This is a genomic window from Citrobacter sp. RHBSTW-00671, from assembly GCF_014103415.1.
Lineage (GTDB): Bacteria > Pseudomonadota > Gammaproteobacteria > Enterobacterales > Enterobacteriaceae > Citrobacter.
In genome coordinates this window covers 2744766-2760930 of sequence record NZ_JABXPR010000001.1, presented here as the reverse complement: position 1 = coordinate 2760930, position 16165 = coordinate 2744766, and the positions used below count along the sequence as shown (strand labels likewise).

Below are 16165 nucleotides of genomic sequence, written 5' to 3'. Positions count from 1 at the left end.
CGTCACCCTGTTCCAGACGTTGCATCGCGCTCTTTAATACACCGCCTGGAGAGGATACTGCCTGGCCCGCACAGTTTTCGGCAGATTCTTTCCACCAATGGACGCATGCCTGAGGTTCTTCTCGTGCCTGATATGAAGCTTTTTGCTGGTAACGCCACCCCGGAACTAGCACAACGTATTGCCAACCGCCTGTACACTTCACTCGGCGACGCCGCTGTAGGTCGCTTTAGCGACGGCGAAGTCAGCGTACAAATTAATGAAAATGTACGCGGTGGTGATATTTTCATCATCCAGTCCACTTGTGCCCCGACTAACGACAACCTGATGGAATTGGTCGTTATGGTTGATGCGCTGCGCCGTGCTTCCGCAGGCCGTATCACCGCAGTTATCCCTTACTTCGGCTATGCACGTCAGGATCGTCGCGTACGTTCTGCTCGTGTTCCGATTACCGCTAAAGTCGTCGCGGACTTCCTGTCCAGCGTTGGCGTTGACCGCGTCCTCACCGTTGACCTGCATGCTGAACAGATCCAGGGCTTCTTTGATGTGCCGGTTGATAACGTATTCGGTAGCCCGATTCTGTTAGAAGACATGCTGCAGTTGAATCTGGACAACCCGATTGTGGTTTCTCCAGACATCGGTGGCGTCGTGCGTGCCCGCGCTATCGCTAAACTGCTGAACGATACCGATATGGCTATCATCGATAAACGTCGCCCACGTGCGAACGTTTCTCAGGTGATGCACATCATTGGTGACGTTGCGGGCCGTGACTGCGTGCTGGTTGATGACATGATCGATACTGGCGGTACGCTGTGTAAAGCAGCTGAAGCGCTGAAAGAACGTGGTGCCAAACGCGTATTTGCTTATGCAACGCACCCGATCTTCTCAGGTAATGCGGCAAACAACCTGCGCAACTCAGTAATTGATGAAGTCGTTGTCTGTGACACCATTCCACTGACCGACGAAATCAAAGCACTGCCAAACGTGCGTACGTTGACTCTGTCGGGTATGCTGGCCGAAGCGATTCGTCGTATCAGCAACGAAGAATCCATCTCTGCTATGTTCGAGCATTAATCGAGCCCGGCTCAAAAACCCGCTGCGGCGGGTTTTTTTATCCGTTTTATTTATTTGTATGATTTATGCCAACTTCAACTATCGTTTTTTAGATAGATGATGCGCTCATGGATGAAACATTATTGTGAACAGACTATTTTCCTCACATGTGATGCCTTTCCGCGCCCTCATCGACGCTTGTTGGAAAGAAAAGTATACCGCCTCACGTTTTACACGTGACCTGATAGCCGGGATTACCGTTGGGATCATTGCGATTCCGCTGGCAATGGCGCTGGCAATCGGCAGTGGCGTTGCACCACAGTACGGCCTGTACACCTCGGCCGTGGCTGGGATTGTTATCGCCCTCACCGGGGGCTCACGCTTTAGCGTATCAGGCCCTACCGCTGCCTTCGTGGTGATTTTGTATCCGGTGTCGCAACAGTTTGGGCTGGCAGGCCTGCTGGTCGCCACGCTAATGTCGGGAATATTCCTGATCCTTTTCGGCCTCGCTCGCTTTGGCCGCCTGATCGAATATATCCCGGTGTCCGTTACGTTAGGCTTTACATCGGGTATTGGTATCACCATCGGTACCATGCAGATTAAAGATTTTCTTGGCCTGCAAATGGCTCATGTCCCGGAGCACTACCTGCAGAAGGTCGGCGCGCTGTTTATGGCTCTGCCAACCATTAACGTTGGCGATGCCGCCATTGGCGTGGTCACGCTGGGTATCCTGATTTTCTGGCCGCGGCTGGGGATCCGTCTGCCAGGCCACCTTCCGGCGCTGCTGGCAGGCTGTGCGGTAATGGGGATTGTTAACCTGAGCGGTGGGCATGTCGCCACTATCGGTTCCCAGTTCCACTACATTCTGGCTGATGGTTCGCAAGGCAACGGTATTCCACAGTTGCTACCCCAACTGGTATTGCCGTGGAATATGCCGGAATCAAACTTTACGCTGAGCTGGAGTTCACTGCAGGCGCTGCTACCTGCCGCCTTCTCGATGGCGATGCTGGGGGCGATTGAATCCCTGCTGTGTGCCGTCGTGCTCGATGGAATGACCGGTACGAAGCATAAAGCCAATAGCGAACTGATTGGTCAGGGCCTGGGTAATATTGTCGCCCCGTTCTTTGGTGGTATTACCGCCACCGCCGCGATTGCCCGTTCAGCGGCTAACGTTCGTGCCGGCGCAACGTCGCCAATTTCTGCGGTTATTCACGCGATTCTGGTGATCCTCGCACTGCTGGTGCTGGCCCCGCTGCTCTCCTGGCTCCCTCTTTCGGCGATGGCTGCTCTGCTGCTAATGGTGGCATGGAACATGAGCGAAGCGCATAAAGTGGTGGATCTGCTGCGCCACGCGCCAAAAGACGACATCATCGTCATGCTGATGTGTATGTCTTTGACGGTGCTGTTCGATATGGTTATCGCCATCAGCGTCGGTATTGTTCTCGCTTCGCTGCTGTTTATGCGCCGTATTGCGCGCATGACGCGTCTGGCACCGGTCAACGTAGACGTACCAAACGATGTACTGGTACTACGCGTTATTGGCCCGCTGTTCTTTGCCGCCGCAGAGGGATTGTTTACCGATCTCGAAACGCGTATTGCAGGCAAACGCATTGTAGTGCTGAAGTGGGACGCGGTACCGGTGCTGGATGCCGGCGGTCTGGACGCCTTCCAGCGTTTTGTTAAACGCCTGCCGGAAGGTTGTGAGCTGCGTATCAGTAACCTGGAGTTCCAGCCGCTACGCACCATGGCGCGCGCGGGTATCCAACCCATCCCTGGTCGTCTGACGTTCTTCCCGAACCGTGATGCCGCGCTGGCAGATATTTAATCATACTATGTTACCGGCTTGCGCAGGCTTGCCGGTAACACTTCTCTTCTGTAAACGTGTCTGAGTTGCTATTATCCAGTTTCCCTGGTTCTGATGATATCTGCAACGATGAACGCTGATACTACATTTATATTCCGTGAGATAACCGAGGCTGATATTTCGGCCGTTCAGTCGTTTATTATCCACCATTTAAATCTCTATTTTAACGCTAACCGACCGGCACCTGAACCGCATACAGATGTATTGAATCTGCGCTCACACTACCTCCATCAACCGCGAAATCTGTTGATCGGTGCATGGAATAACCGACAGCAACTTATCGCTACGCTGGCGGTCTGCCAGTACGATGACCGAATACCGGCACTGCGTGGACGCTATCAATTATCCTCAACCGCTGAAATTTGTCGCTGCTATGTCGCACAGGAATATCGTCGGCAAGGCATAGGCAGCCAACTTGTTCTGCTGGCGGAACAATTTTGCGACCGACAACAATATAAAACACGCTATCTGCACACCCATCATTTTTTACCTGGCGGCTATCAATTTTGGTTACGAAATCACTTTACCGTCTATTTTGATGAAGGTGGCGAACAGCAAATCGTGCACATGGAAAAATACCAATAAAAATGTGACGCCGCGCAAATAATTAAATACCACAATTAATTTCGTTATTAATCGTTGTCTTCTCGGCAAAGAAAATATTAATTGATCAACATCAAACAATTCTCATTTAGTTTATCGACATTTGTGCTTTCCACATAATTAATGTCACAAGCATAAAATCAACGCATTGATTTTATTGAATTAAAAACTAAAAGTGATATCAACCCTACTTATTCAAGCGGTTGACGGGGCTATTCGATACCGATAAAGTCCCCACCGACAGTATTTCAGAATCTATTGATTATTTTGAAACGGAATATGGTGCGGATTATTTTAATCTTATGCCATAGCTGCCCCCGCAACTGTAAGCGGAAACTGAATATCACTGTGTCGTGGATTATCCACGACAGGTCACTGTAAAGAACGCATTTATGGGAAGGCCGATATTCAGATTGCCGCGAGCCAGGAGACCTGCTGTCAAGGTTGTATACATTGAGTGGACGGGATGGTCCATGGGGTGATTTATTTGACGAATGTATAATATAATGTCTGAACAAATTGGCAACAATATGCTTTATTTTCATATTATCTTGCCCGCAGTTCACGATTAGATGTCATCTATCGTCATGTGCCTGTCCCGAATTTATGGAACGAAATGAACCATGACCAGACGTTCAGATTCTGGCATGAACGGGACAACACTAATGCACGCAAAAATAACTTCTGCTTATTGCAAACTTTCACTTCTGGCACTGACTGGCGCAGCACTCTTCCTGACCAGCAATATGGCTTCTGCGGCTAAAACAGAATATCCACTGACGATCAAAAACTGTGGTAGGGATATTACGTTTAATCATGCGCCAAAACGCGTGACTACCGTTGGACAAAACAGTACTGAAATCCTCTATTCCCTGGGTCTTGCCGATCGTGTTGTTGGGACATCACTGTGGTTTGGTCCGGTACCTGAACAGTACAAAGCGGCGAATGACAAGATTGCGGTCATTGCGCAAAACATCCCGAGTTTCGAAGGGATTATTGCGAAAAAACCGGATCTGGTGGCCAGTCAGTTTGAATGGCAGATTGGCCCTGCGGGCACAGTTGCCTCTTACGAACAATTTAGCGAATTACACGTTCCGGTTTATACCGCCCCAGCCGATTGCGCCAAAGACAACGAAGACGGCGGTGACGGCGTGCGTAAGAGCATGTTTGATATCGCCATGGTCTATCAGGAAATTGCCGACCTGGCGAAAATTTTTGATGTACAGGATAAAGGCGATGAGCTAATTGCCAGCCTGAAAGCACGTGAAGCCGCCGCGAAAGCGAAGATTGCCGGTATGGACAACAACGTATCTGCCGTCTTTTGGTTCTCCAGCGCCGACCTGCAGCTTGACCCCTATGTCGCCGGGAAATTTGGCCCCGCGGCGTGGATAGCGCAATCTCTTGGGGTGAAAAATGTCATTGATTCCGCTGAGGAGTGGCCAACGGTAGGTTGGGAAACCATCGCCAAAGCCAACCCATCGGTCATCGTCCTCGGCGAGATGGGCCGCCGCCGCTTCCCGGCCGATGACTGGAAAGTCAAAATGGAATACCTCACATCCGATCCTGTTACCCGGCTGATCCCGGCAGTGAAAGAAAACCACCTGCCGGTGATCGACGTGCAGACCATGAACGCGGGTATCAGAACCATTGACGGGCTGGAAAAACTCTCTGATGCGCTGGTGCAATATGGCCTTGCGCACCCTCAGGCGACTCACTAACTCTCGTCGCGCGCTATGCCTTATGCGGGCATAGCGCCCTTTCGTATCCCGGGAAGTCGTAAATAATGAGCGAATTACGCAGGACGCGCCATGCCATGAGCCAGCTTGCTGGCCGGACGCTGTTCCACACGCTGTGGGTCAGCATGGTGATGTGCGGCGTCCTTCTGGCGGGCATTTCAATCGGTGAGACGGTTATCCCATGGCGGCATGTCAGCCATACGCTGGCAAACCGCTTGTTTGATACACAGTATACGGTGGATGCGCTTGATGCCGGGATTATCTGGAACTACCGCCTGACCCGTGCGCTGGTTTCCGCCTGCTGCGGAGCCTGTCTGGCGGTTTCAGGCGTGGTTCTCCAGTCGCTGCTGCGCAATGCGCTGGCCGAACCTTACCTGCTGGGTATTTCTGCCGGAGCCTCAACAGGCGCGGTGCTCATTGCTCTGACCGGACTTGGCGCAGGGATCATTTCCATGTCGCTTGGCGCGTTTATTGGCGCGCTGACGGCATTTCTGTTTGTCGCGCTACTAGCCATGGCGGCAAGGGGCAAAAGCGGCTCGGCCACCACGCAAATCATTCTCGCCGGGATTGCCAGTTCGCAGCTGTTCAATGCCATTACTTCGCTCATCATTACGCGTTCAGCCAATGCCGAACAAGCTCGGGGCATCATGTTCTGGCTGCTGGGCAATCTCAGCGGGGTACGCTGGCCGGATGTCGTACTGGCCATCCCTACTGCGCTGATTGGCGTCGTCGTTTGCTTTTGCTACGCCCGCCATCTGGATGCTTTCTCGTTTGGCGCAGAATCGGCGGCATCGCTGGGCATTCCCGTTAAACGCACCCGTGGCGTACTGATTGCCGCCGTGACAGGGATGACGGCCATCATGGTGTCAATCGTCGGCGCCATTGGCTTTGTCGGACTGGTCATTCCCCATGCTGCGCGGTTACTGGTGGGAAATCAGCACCATCGCCTATTGCCCATCAGCGCTCTTATTGGCGCCATTTTCCTTATCGTCGCGGATGTTATTTCACGCACCTTGCTTCCAGGACAGGTCTTGCCGATCGGCGTGATTACCGCACTGGTCGGCGCACCTGCATTTGCCATCATTTTGATACGAGGGAATCCGGGGAAATGACCGCTAATCCTGTGGTAAACGCCCAGCATCTGTACTGGGAGGTCAAAGGCAAAGCCATCGTCAATGATGTCTCTTTTCAGGTCTCGCACGGTGAGTTTGTCGGTATTATCGGCCCCAATGGTTCCGGGAAAACGTCGCTGATTTCGCTCCTGGCGGGTTTACTGAAACCGTCTTCCGGGCACGTTACGCTAAATCACCAGGATATTCGTCGCTATTCACGCCGCCATCTGGCGCAAAAGGTGGCACTGGTTGAACAACAGGCTGAAACCAGCGAGCGTCTTACCGCCATTCAGGCGGTTTCGCTTGGTCGCACGCCATGGCTGAGCCTGCTGTCGCCGTGGTCGAGGAAAGACGACGATATTGTGCAGACGATGCTGGAAAAAGTCTCCCTACAAAACATGCAGCATCGCTGCTGGCATACCTTCTCCGGCGGAGAGCGTCAACGTCTGCACATCGCCAGAGCGCTGGCACAGCAGCCGCAGGTACTGCTGATGGATGAGCCGACAAACCATCTTGATATCCAGCATCAGATTGGTCTGCTCAATCTGGTTAAACGTGAAAAACTCACCGTCATCGCCGCCCTACACGACCTGAATCATGCGGCGATGTTCTGCGACCGCATCATGGTGATGAAGGCTGGACAACTGGCGATGCAGGGGCGTCCTGCCGCCATTTTTACCCGTGAAAATCTTAACAGCTGGTTTGGCATCGACGCGATTATCGAACACGCCCCCGACGACACGAGCTGTTTTATCCGTTACCAACGCCCCGCGTAAACACTGAAAGGAACCGCAATGAAACGTGTTAAGCAAAGTTTGCAAATCTTATGCCTGTTAGCCTTCACCTCGACGGCTTTTGCACAAACCTACGAAGTGCTGATGAAAAACCGCGGTACAGGCGGCCCGATGGTTTATGAGCCTGACTATCTGGCTATCCAGCCTGGTGATAGCGTGAAGTTTATCCGCAAACATAAGAGCCACAATGCCGCGTCGATTGCCGAACTCTCTCCCGCCGGATACCCCGGTTTTATCGGCAAAATCGATGAAGAGATTGAAGTGAAATACGACAACGCTGGTTTCTACGGCATCAAATGTTCACCGCACTACGCGCAGGGCATGATCATGCTGATTAAAGTCGGCGACGCCGTGTTACCCGACAGCTACCGCGCGTTCAAAGCCCCTGGTCTTGCCGATAAGCGTTTTCAGGAAATTTATACCCGCCTCGATAAACAGTAACGCGGTCATAAAGGGAGAATAACGGTGGTGGATAAAAAAACGCTTAGCGAAACAATCCAAACTCAGCGACGCGATTGCCTGTGCAAGCTGACGAAATTTGTCGGCGCAGCGGGCGTGACCGCCGCCGTCTGGCCACTCATTTCCGCGCTGGGTCCGGATGATAAAACGGTGGCGGAAAATGAACCTGTTGATGTCTCCCTCGCTGGCGTAACAGCAGGCCAGACGGTGAAGCGTATCTGGCAGGGAAAACTGATCCTGATTCGCCACCGCACGGCGGAGGAGATCGCCGCGGCGCGGCAAGCTGACCTGCGTCTACTGGCCGATCCACAGGCGGATAGCGAGCGGGTGGCAGCGGCACATCCCCAGTGGCTGGTAGTACAAGGTTACTGCCCCCACGCTGGTTGTGTACCCAATTCCAACCCCAACGGACAAGGCTGGGTCTGCCCGTGTCATGGTTCCGAGTTCGATACCTCCGGGCGCGTAACGCGAGGCCCGGCGACGGCGAATCTGGCCATCCCTGACTTTAGCGTGTCAGCTGACGGCCTGAGTCTGCGAATTGGTACGAAGGATGCCTGAGATGAAATCCGCTTATCCGTCACCCCCCTGGTATCACCTGCAGTTTCGTCTTCCCGTCCCCCGCTCGGTCGCTGGCGTGTGGATCTTTGCTATCGGTCTCATATTGCTGGTCATGCTGGGCGTGCAAATGCTCTCCGGTATCGTGCTGGCTATGTTCTATGTGCCTACAGCGGGATCCGCTTTTGACTCTATTGTTCATATTCTGCGCGCGGTCAGACACGGTGAGCTGGTGCGCAATCTGCATGCTATTGGCGCATCGCTTTTTTTCTTCGCCTGTTATCTGCATATTTTCCGGGCAATGTATTACAACGTTTACCGCAAACCCTATCTGAAGATGTGGGCAATCAGCGTGACGCTGTATGTGCTGTTGATGATCACTGCATTTCTCGGCTATAGCCTGATTTGGGGGCAAAAAAGCTACTGGGCCGCTACGGTCATCACCAGTTTCGCCCGGGCGATACCGTTTATTGGCGATACGCTATATACCTTTTTAGTCGGTGGCTATATGCCCGGCACGCCGACATTAGGCCGTTTTTATGTCCTTCACTTTATCATTCCCTTCGCCATTGTCGTGGTCACGATATGGCACATCCGTACCGTCCAGTCGGCGTTTGCCCACGCGCGGAAGAAAACATTTTCGCCCAAAGAGTCTCAGAGTTTGTTGTTCGATTTTCGCATCACCGAAAGCGATGCTATCAAACTCACCCTCTTTTTAATGCTGTTCGCCTGGTTTCTGTTTTTCGCGCCGCACTATCTCAGCAGCGCCGATAACTTTATTCCAGCAGACCCGACACTCACACCGGCTATCGTCGCACCTGAATGGTACTTCCTGCCTTTCTTCTCCATTTTGCGCTGCTTCCCCAATGAACTGGCAGGCATCACTGCGATGTGCGCTGCGGTACTGATTTTCTATTTTCTCCCCTGGCTGGATACGTCACACGCGCGGTTTCGCAATAACAGTCGGCTGGTTAAAACCTTTTTTTGGCTTTGGGTCGCCAATGCGCTCTTTTTGGGTTGGTTGGGTTCAAAAGCATTGGTTGGGCCGGACTTAGTTGAGGGTTTTAGCGATGACGATGGCTGGACACGCGCGGCGTCTCAGCTTTCAACAGTTATTTATTTTGCATGGTTTCTGCTTGTGCTGCCGTGCCGACGTTTACTGGAACGACAGGACTGACATCATGGCGCGATTTCTAACCACTGTAACTCTGACTCTGGCTCTTTTCTTGAGCAACGCGATTTGTGCACAGCTACCCACCGCGCAGACATGGTCGTTTAGCGGCATGAACGGTAAACACGATAGCGAACAACTGCGACGCGGGCTGCAGGTCTATGAAGAGAAATGCCGGGCCTGCCACGGTATGAAATATCTCACTTTCAAAACGTTAACTAAAGCTGGAGGGCCACAACTCAGTGAGGCGGAGGCCAAAACACTGGCCAGCGGCTACGTCTTTGCGACAATTGAAGACGACGGTCAACCCGGCGAACGGGAAGGCAATCTGAACGATGTTTTCGCGTCACCTTATCTGAATGAACAGGAAGCAAAATACCTTAATAATGGCGCGCTGCCGGTTGACCTGAGCTATATCGTTCGAGCACGGACCTACGACCGCGGGTTTCCGCGATTTTTACTGGATGCGTTCACCCCCTACACCGAGCAAGGCGCTGATTACGTTTATGCGCTGCTGACCGGGTATACAACCGATGACCCTGAGATGAAAACCAACCGTTTTTTCCCTGGCGGGATGATTAATATGCCCAAACCGTTGGCTGACAATGACATCACCTGGGCTATGCAAACGCATGTTCCCCAAACGGAAGAACAGTACGCACGAGATGTCACCGCGTTTCTGGCGTGGGCCGCTGACCCGCAACTTGAAAGTAGAAAACATCAGGGAGCGGTCGTTATGGGATATCTGGCGAGTATGCTGGCGTTATTAGCACTGTTACAGCGCAGGCGATCCCGCTCGCGCAGCAACGAGAAAAACTAACGACCAGTCAGCGAAACGCTGGCTGGTCTGCAGGTTATGTCAGCTCTTAGCTGTGGCGTTGGCTATCATTACGACGGCAGCGTTTGTCGTAATGGCGAACCCACCAGTAGCGGTCACTGATTTGCTCATGTCCCCCGACGCGGGCACCCGCCAGCCAGAGGACGCCGCCAACAAAAATACTGAGCACGGCACCATGTGCGAAAAACTGTGGCAGATTAAATTGCGGTAACTGGTTTAAAATAGAGTAACCAACACCGCCGACCATCACCACCAACCCTAAAGCCATGAGCACGTTACCGAGTAACGAAGCGTTTTTGCGTTTCATGTGTCACCTCCGGAACTTTGGGTTGTTACAGGGAATACCCCTAATCCTTATGTGTAAAGTATAGACAACACTGCCATTCGCAAGTGCGCCTGTGATCACAAATACAAACACCAACGCAACAAAACTTTACAAATAAGCTACTGAACACCCTCGATTTCTAATAGTCCATTCCCGCAATTATTCTGTTTTCGGTGCGCCCCTCGCAGTTTTTTGTCAAGCGCGTCGGCAAACAGTAAACTACACGCCGGTTATAGACACACTCAGGACAAATTACGTGGCGATTAAATTGATTGTCGGCCTGGCGAATCCCGGCGCAGAGTATGCGGCAACGCGACATAATGCAGGCGCATGGTACGTCGATTTACTGGCAGAGAGACTCCGGGCCCCCCTGCGCGATGAGCCGAAATTCTTCGGTTACACCTCCAGAGTCACGCTCGAAGGTGAAGATGTCCGCTTGCTGGTACCGACCACATTTATGAATCTGAGCGGTAAAGCCGTTGGCGCGATGGCCAGCTTTTATCGCATTAACCCTGATGAAATTCTGGTCGCCCACGATGAATTAGATCTGCCGCCCGGCGTCGCCAAATTTAAGCTCGGCGGCGGCCATGGCGGACATAACGGCCTGAAAGACATCATAAGCAAGTTAGGCAATAACCCTAACTTTCATCGTTTACGCGTTGGAATCGGCCATCCGGGCGATAAAAATAAAGTTGTCGGTTTTGTTTTAGGCAAACCGCCTGTTTCAGAACAGAAGTTAATTGATGAAGCCATTGACGAAGCGGCACGTTGTACCGAGATTTTATTCAAAGATGGACTGACCAAAGCAACGAGCCGGTTACACACCTTTAAAGCGCAATAAGCAGCGATGTGCGGCATTTTTCTCGCGTGCTGTGTATAATAGGCAGAGTTATTTACATTTCTACAATCTGTTTTCCATAACAGGTTGAATATCAAAAGATTAAGGTGATTTAAACATGGGATTCAAATGCGGTATCGTCGGTTTGCCAAACGTAGGCAAATCCACCCTGTTCAACGCGCTCACAAAAGCGGGTATTGAAGCGGCAAACTTCCCGTTCTGTACTATCGAGCCGAACACGGGTGTTGTCCCGATGCCCGATCCTCGCTTGGATCAACTGGCCGAAATCGTCAAACCACAGCGTATCCTGCCAACCACAATGGAATTTGTGGATATCGCGGGCCTGGTAAAAGGCGCATCCAAAGGTGAAGGTCTGGGTAACCAGTTCCTGACCAACATTCGTGAAACCGAAGCTATCGGTCACGTTGTTCGCTGCTTCGAAAACGACAACATCATCCACGTGAACAACAAAGTGGACCCGGCTGACGACATCGACGTTATCAACACCGAACTGGCGCTGTCCGACCTCGACACCTGCGAGCGTGCTATCCACCGCGTACAGAAGAAAGCCAAAGGCGGTGATAAAGACGCTAAAGCTGAACTGGCTGCACTGGAAAAATGCCTGCCGCAGTTGGAAAACGCCGGTATGCTGCGTGCGCTGAAAAACCTTACTGACGAAGACAAGGCAGCCATCAAATACCTGAGCTTCCTGACTCTGAAGCCAACCATGTATATCGCCAACGTGAACGAAGACGGTTTTGAAAACAACCCGTACCTCGATAAAGTTCGCGAAATCGCCGACGCAGAAGGTTCTGTCGTGGTTGCCGTTTGTGCCGCTGTTGAAGCGGACATCGCTGAACTCGACGATGCTGACCGTGACGAATTTATGGCTGAACTGGGTCTGGAAGAGCCTGGCCTGAACCGCGTTATCCGCGCAGGCTACGAACTGCTGAACCTGCAGACCTACTTCACCGCGGGCGTGAAAGAAGTCCGTGCGTGGACCATCCCTGTCGGCGCAACCGCTCCGCAGGCAGCCGGTAAGATCCACACTGACTTCGAAAAAGGCTTTATCCGTGCACAAACTATCGCGTTTGAAGACTTCATCACCTATAAAGGTGAGCAAGGCGCGAAAGAAGCCGGCAAGATGCGTGCAGAAGGTAAAGATTACATCGTTAAAGATGGCGATGTGATGAACTTCCTGTTTAACGTCTAAATCATTTCTGTTGTCTGATGAGGCTCCATCGAACCTCATCAGTCCAGAGAGACAAAAAACCACGCGATTGCGTGGTTTTTTTGTCTCTCTGGTTTACTCAGAACAGCCGTATTACATTCCCTGATACAAAGGACCTTCGCCTCCCTGAGGAGCCGTCCAGGTGATATTTTGCGTTGGGTCTTTAATATCACAGGCCTTACAGTGCAGGCAGTTCTGCGCATTAATTTGCAGATGAGGTTGCTGCTCAAGCTCAACAATTTCATAGACACCCGCCGGACAGTAACGTGTCTCCGGGGCCGCGTACAACGGCAGATTGACCGTGAGCGGGATACGCTCATCTTTCAACCTCAAATGACAGGGCTGATCTTCTTCATGGTTAGTATTCGACAAAAACACCGATGAAGAGCGGTCGAATGTCAGCACGCCGTCAGGCTTTGGATAGTTAATCTTCGCTTCGCTGGAAGCGGATTTGAGTGCCTGATGATCGCTTTGTTTCAGTGTTAACGTCCACGGTGTATGGCCTTTCAATAACAGTTGTTCCGCACCAAATAAGAGAGAGCCTGTATACAGCCCCTTCTTCATATAGGGTTTAAAATTACGCGTTTGGTATAGTTCGCGGTACAGCCAACTGTCCTGGAAGCCCTGCTGATAAACCGCGGTCAGAGTCGCTTCATCTGCCAGATACTGCCCCTGAACCTGCGCGATATCTAAAGCCTCGAGAGTCGCCCGGGCAGCCAGCATTCCACTTTTAATCGCGCAGTGGCTGCCTTTGATTCGTGCGGCGTTTAAAAACCCAGCGTTATCACCGAGAAGCGCCCCCCCTTTAAAGCTCAGTATCGGCAGTGATGACAATCCTCCCGCAACCATCGTTCTGGCGCCATAGCTGAGGCGCTTCCCCTGTTGCAGATGCGCAGAAATGGCCGGATGCGTTTTCAAACGTTGAAACTCTTCAAACGGTGACAACCACGGATTACTGTAATTCAGCCCAACAACCAATCCCACCGCGACCAGGTTCTCGCCATAATGGTAGACAAAGCCACCGCCGTAGGTTGCAGTGCCCAACGGCCAACCGGCACAATGCACCACCAGCCCCGGTTGATGCTGTTCTGGGGGAACTTGCCACACTTCTTTCAACCCCAGTCCGTAGGTCTGGGGGGCGCTATCCCGGTCCAGTGCGAACTGCTCAATTACTGTTTTTCCTAGCTGTCCGCGGCATCCTTCAGCAAAAAGCGTGGTTCTGGCGAGCAGGTTGATCCCTTGCTGATACTGCGCGGTTGGCTGGCCTGATTTATCCAGCCCCCTATCACCGGTAGCGACACCGATTACTGCACCCTGTTCATCATAAAGCACTTCAGTCCCCGTAAATCCGGCAAAGACTTCGACGCCCAGTTGTTCTGCCTGCTGGGCAAGGGTCTGGCACACCAGGCCAAGGCTCCCAATCACATTGCCATGATTTTTAAAGCATTCAGGTAACAATGCTTGCGGTACACGAATCTGCTTTTGGGCACCCAAAAACAAAAAACGATCTTCCGTCACTGGCGTTAGCGGTAATGACAGCTTTTGTTGCCAGCCCGGCAGCAGTTCATTCAATCCAACAGGATCGATGACCGCTCCGGACAATATATGTGCACCAATGCTGGCTCCTTTGTCGATCAGGCAAACGGAAAGCGTTTGCTGGCGCTGTCCCGCCAGTTGCTGCAGATGAATCGCCGCCGCCAGCCCCGATGGACCGCCCCCTACAATCAGGACATCAAACTCCATTGCCTCACGGTTCTTTTGGGTGTCGAGCGCTGACCTGTCTGGATGCATATGTCCTCCTGAGAAAGAAAAAACGTTATGGGGTCTGGCGGGTTACGCCAGCGCTTTCTCCAGCTCGGGTAAAATCTGGAACAGATCGCCTTCGATACCGTAATCTGCAATCTGGAAAATCGGCGCCTCTTTATCTTTATTAATGGCGACAATCAATTTGCTTTCTTTCATGCCCGCCAAATGTTGTATCGCACCGGAAATACCTACGGCGATATAGAGGTCGGGGGCAATAATTTTACCGGTCTGCCCAACCTGATAATCATTAGGCACAAAACCGGCGTCAACGGCTGCACGGGATGCGCCAATTGCTGCGCCAAGCTTGTCGGCAATGGTCTCAATAAGTTGAAAATTCTCTTTCGCACTCAGTCCGCGCCCCCCCGAAATGACGATTTTTGAGGTACTCAGTTCCGGACGAGAAAACGGCGTAAGTGATTGGCTCACATGGCGTGACAATGCCAGCGCGGCGGTTGGTTGAACCGGCGTTACCCGTACGTCGTTCCCGGTATGTTGTGATGGCGTGAAGGCTGAACCGCGCACGGTAATGACCAGTTGTCCGCCATTATTGCGCACCGTTTCCAGGGCATTACCTGCATAAATTGGACGCACAAACGTATTTGCATCACAGACTTCGGTGATATCAGAAATTTGTGCGACATCCAGCATTGCCGCCAACCGCGGTGCGATATTTTTGCCGTATCCGGTCGCCGGTAAAAGTACATGGGTGAAATCAGTCACCAGGGGAACAACCGCTGCGCACACCTCTTCCGCCAGAAGGCTGGCGTAATGAGGTGCATCACAAACCAGTATTTCCGTGATCCCACTGAGATTTCGCGCGGCATCCACAACTTGTTGGCACTGATGGCCCACAATCAGCAAGTGAACCCTCCCCTCGCCGCCGGCAGCAATGTGCTGCGCCGCAGTGAGGGTAGTCAGGGTACTGCTTTTCAGCGTCTGATTATCGTGTTCGGCAATAACAAGAATTAATGTCTGACTCATTTCGGCATCCTCTGAGAATTAAATGGCTTTGTGTTCTTTCAGCACCGCAACCAGTTGGGCCGCATTTTCCAGCCACTGACAGCGGGTATTGCGTTTTTTCGGCTCGGTGATATTGAGGGTGGTTAACTGCTTCGAGGGTAGAAAACCCATAGATGCCAATGAGATAATCTCCAGAGGTTTATTCTTCGCTTTCAAAATATTCGGCAGGCTCGGGTAACGAGGTTGATTCAGGCGCAAATCGGCAGTTACCACCGCAGGTAGTGCCAGGGAGAGCACCTCTAAACCGCCGTCAATTTCCCGGGTAACCGTAATACGACCGTCATCGGTCACATCCAGCGCCGATGCAAAGGTTGCCTGACTGCACGCCAGCAATCCGGCCAGCATTTGCCCGGTCTGGTTGGCGTCATTATCAATCGCTTGCTTGCCCAGCAGGATGAGCTGAGGTTCTAGCTGGGCGACAAGTCGCTGGAGTATTTTCGCGATGTCCAATGACCCGAATGCTGCCCCCTGTTCGGTTTCCACCAACAGCGCCTTGTCAGCGCCGCGGGCCAGCGCATTGCGTAGCGTTTCCTGAGAGGAATTATCCCCGACTGAAACAACAACGACTTCACTTGCCACGCCGGCTTCTTTCAGACGCACCGCCTCCTCCAGTGCAATTTCGTCAAAAGGGTTCATCGACATTTTGACGTTTTCCAGCTCAGCACCGGTTCCATCAGCTTTGATGCGTATTTTGACGTTATGGTCGATAACACGTTTCACGCCCACTAAGATTTTCATTTCGTATTCCTTCTGTTTTGTATGA

General features: G+C 52.2%; 16 protein-coding genes and 1 riboswitch. Of the genes, 12 read left to right on the top strand and 4 right to left on the bottom strand.

What is annotated here, in order from left to right; translation table 11 throughout:
- The first annotated feature begins 123 nt into the window (after window positions 1–123).
- The 10 genes from prs (at window position 124) to HV261_RS13225 (ending at window position 10164) form a co-directional block, all read left to right on the top strand.
- Complete coding sequence (gene prs, locus HV261_RS13270) at window positions 124–1071, top strand: ribose-phosphate diphosphokinase (RefSeq protein ID WP_001518537.1); 948 nt, start codon at window positions 124–126, stop codon at window positions 1069–1071.
- A gap of 124 nt (window positions 1072–1195) precedes the next feature.
- Window positions 1196–2875, top strand: coding sequence for a C4-dicarboxylic acid transporter DauA (gene dauA / locus HV261_RS13265; RefSeq protein WP_202038484.1), 1680 nt, complete (start codon window positions 1196–1198; stop codon window positions 2873–2875).
- A 108-nt stretch (window positions 2876–2983) separates the two neighbouring features.
- Window positions 2984–3499: a GNAT family N-acetyltransferase gene (locus tag HV261_RS13260; protein ID WP_202038483.1), complete on the top strand. Its 516-nt coding sequence runs from the start codon at window positions 2984–2986 to the stop codon at window positions 3497–3499.
- 242 nt (window positions 3500–3741) lie between these two features.
- Window positions 3742–3971: riboswitch (cobalamin riboswitch) on the top strand.
- A 211-nt stretch (window positions 3972–4182) separates the two neighbouring features.
- The gene (locus tag HV261_RS13255) at window positions 4183–5235 is read left to right on the top strand and encodes an ABC transporter substrate-binding protein (protein WP_202038482.1); all 1053 of its coding nucleotides are present in this window, start codon (window positions 4183–4185) and stop codon (window positions 5233–5235) included.
- A 65-nt stretch (window positions 5236–5300) separates the two neighbouring features.
- On the top strand, window positions 5301–6365 hold the full coding sequence (locus tag HV261_RS13250; protein ID WP_202038481.1) for a FecCD family ABC transporter permease: 1065 nt from the start codon (window positions 5301–5303) through the stop codon (window positions 6363–6365).
- Window positions 6362–7141 (top strand): ABC transporter ATP-binding protein, encoded by a 780-nt coding sequence (locus HV261_RS13245; protein ID WP_202038480.1) that lies wholly within the window; start codon window positions 6362–6364, stop codon window positions 7139–7141. Before HV261_RS13250 ends, HV261_RS13245 begins: the two co-directional genes overlap by 4 nt.
- Before the next feature lie 18 nt (window positions 7142–7159).
- Window positions 7160–7600: a pseudoazurin gene (locus HV261_RS13240; protein ID WP_202038479.1), complete on the top strand. Its 441-nt coding sequence runs from the start codon at window positions 7160–7162 to the stop codon at window positions 7598–7600.
- A gap of 24 nt (window positions 7601–7624) precedes the next feature.
- Window positions 7625–8176, top strand: a complete 552-nt coding sequence (gene petA, locus HV261_RS13235) for a ubiquinol-cytochrome c reductase iron-sulfur subunit (RefSeq protein WP_202038478.1) — start codon at window positions 7625–7627, stop codon at window positions 8174–8176.
- 1 nt (window position 8177) lies between these two features.
- Window positions 8178–9350, top strand: a complete 1173-nt coding sequence (locus HV261_RS13230) for a cytochrome b (protein WP_202038477.1) — start codon at window positions 8178–8180, stop codon at window positions 9348–9350.
- A gap of 4 nt (window positions 9351–9354) precedes the next feature.
- Window positions 9355–10164 carry a cytochrome c1 gene (locus tag HV261_RS13225; protein WP_202038476.1) on the top strand — a complete coding sequence of 270 codons (810 nt, stop codon included), beginning with the start codon at window positions 9355–9357 and terminating at the stop codon, window positions 10162–10164.
- Window positions 10165–10210: 46 nt separating this feature from the next.
- On the opposite strand, the gene ychH is transcribed toward HV261_RS13225, so the two are convergent.
- A complete protein-coding gene (gene ychH / locus HV261_RS13220; RefSeq protein WP_048211449.1) occupies window positions 10211–10489 on the bottom strand; it encodes a stress-induced protein YchH in 279 nt (92 codons plus the stop codon).
- 274 nt (window positions 10490–10763) lie between these two features.
- Between ychH and pth the strand changes: the two genes are divergently transcribed.
- Entirely contained in the window at window positions 10764–11348 is a 585-nt protein-coding gene (gene pth, locus HV261_RS13215; protein WP_003020814.1) for an aminoacyl-tRNA hydrolase, read from the top strand.
- Window positions 11349–11463: 115 nt separating this feature from the next.
- Complete coding sequence (gene ychF / locus HV261_RS13210; protein WP_005122324.1) at window positions 11464–12558, top strand: redox-regulated ATPase YchF; 1095 nt, start codon at window positions 11464–11466, stop codon at window positions 12556–12558.
- A 111-nt stretch (window positions 12559–12669) separates the two neighbouring features.
- Here ychF and HV261_RS13205 read toward each other — a convergent pair whose 3' ends face one another.
- From HV261_RS13205 to HV261_RS13195, 3 genes are read right to left on the bottom strand one after another with little or no spacing between them, the layout of a single operon-like run.
- Entirely contained in the window at window positions 12670–14367 is a 1698-nt protein-coding gene (locus tag HV261_RS13205) for an electron transfer flavoprotein-ubiquinone oxidoreductase (protein ID WP_326929147.1), read from the bottom strand.
- A 42-nt stretch (window positions 14368–14409) separates the two neighbouring features.
- Window positions 14410–15363 (bottom strand): electron transfer flavoprotein subunit alpha/FixB family protein, encoded by a 954-nt coding sequence (locus HV261_RS13200; RefSeq protein WP_202038475.1) that lies wholly within the window; start codon window positions 15361–15363, stop codon window positions 14410–14412.
- Between the two features lie 18 nt (window positions 15364–15381).
- Window positions 15382–16140, bottom strand: a complete 759-nt coding sequence (locus tag HV261_RS13195; RefSeq protein ID WP_202038474.1) for an electron transfer flavoprotein subunit beta/FixA family protein — start codon at window positions 16138–16140, stop codon at window positions 15382–15384.
- Between the last annotated feature and the right edge of the window lie 25 nt (window positions 16141–16165).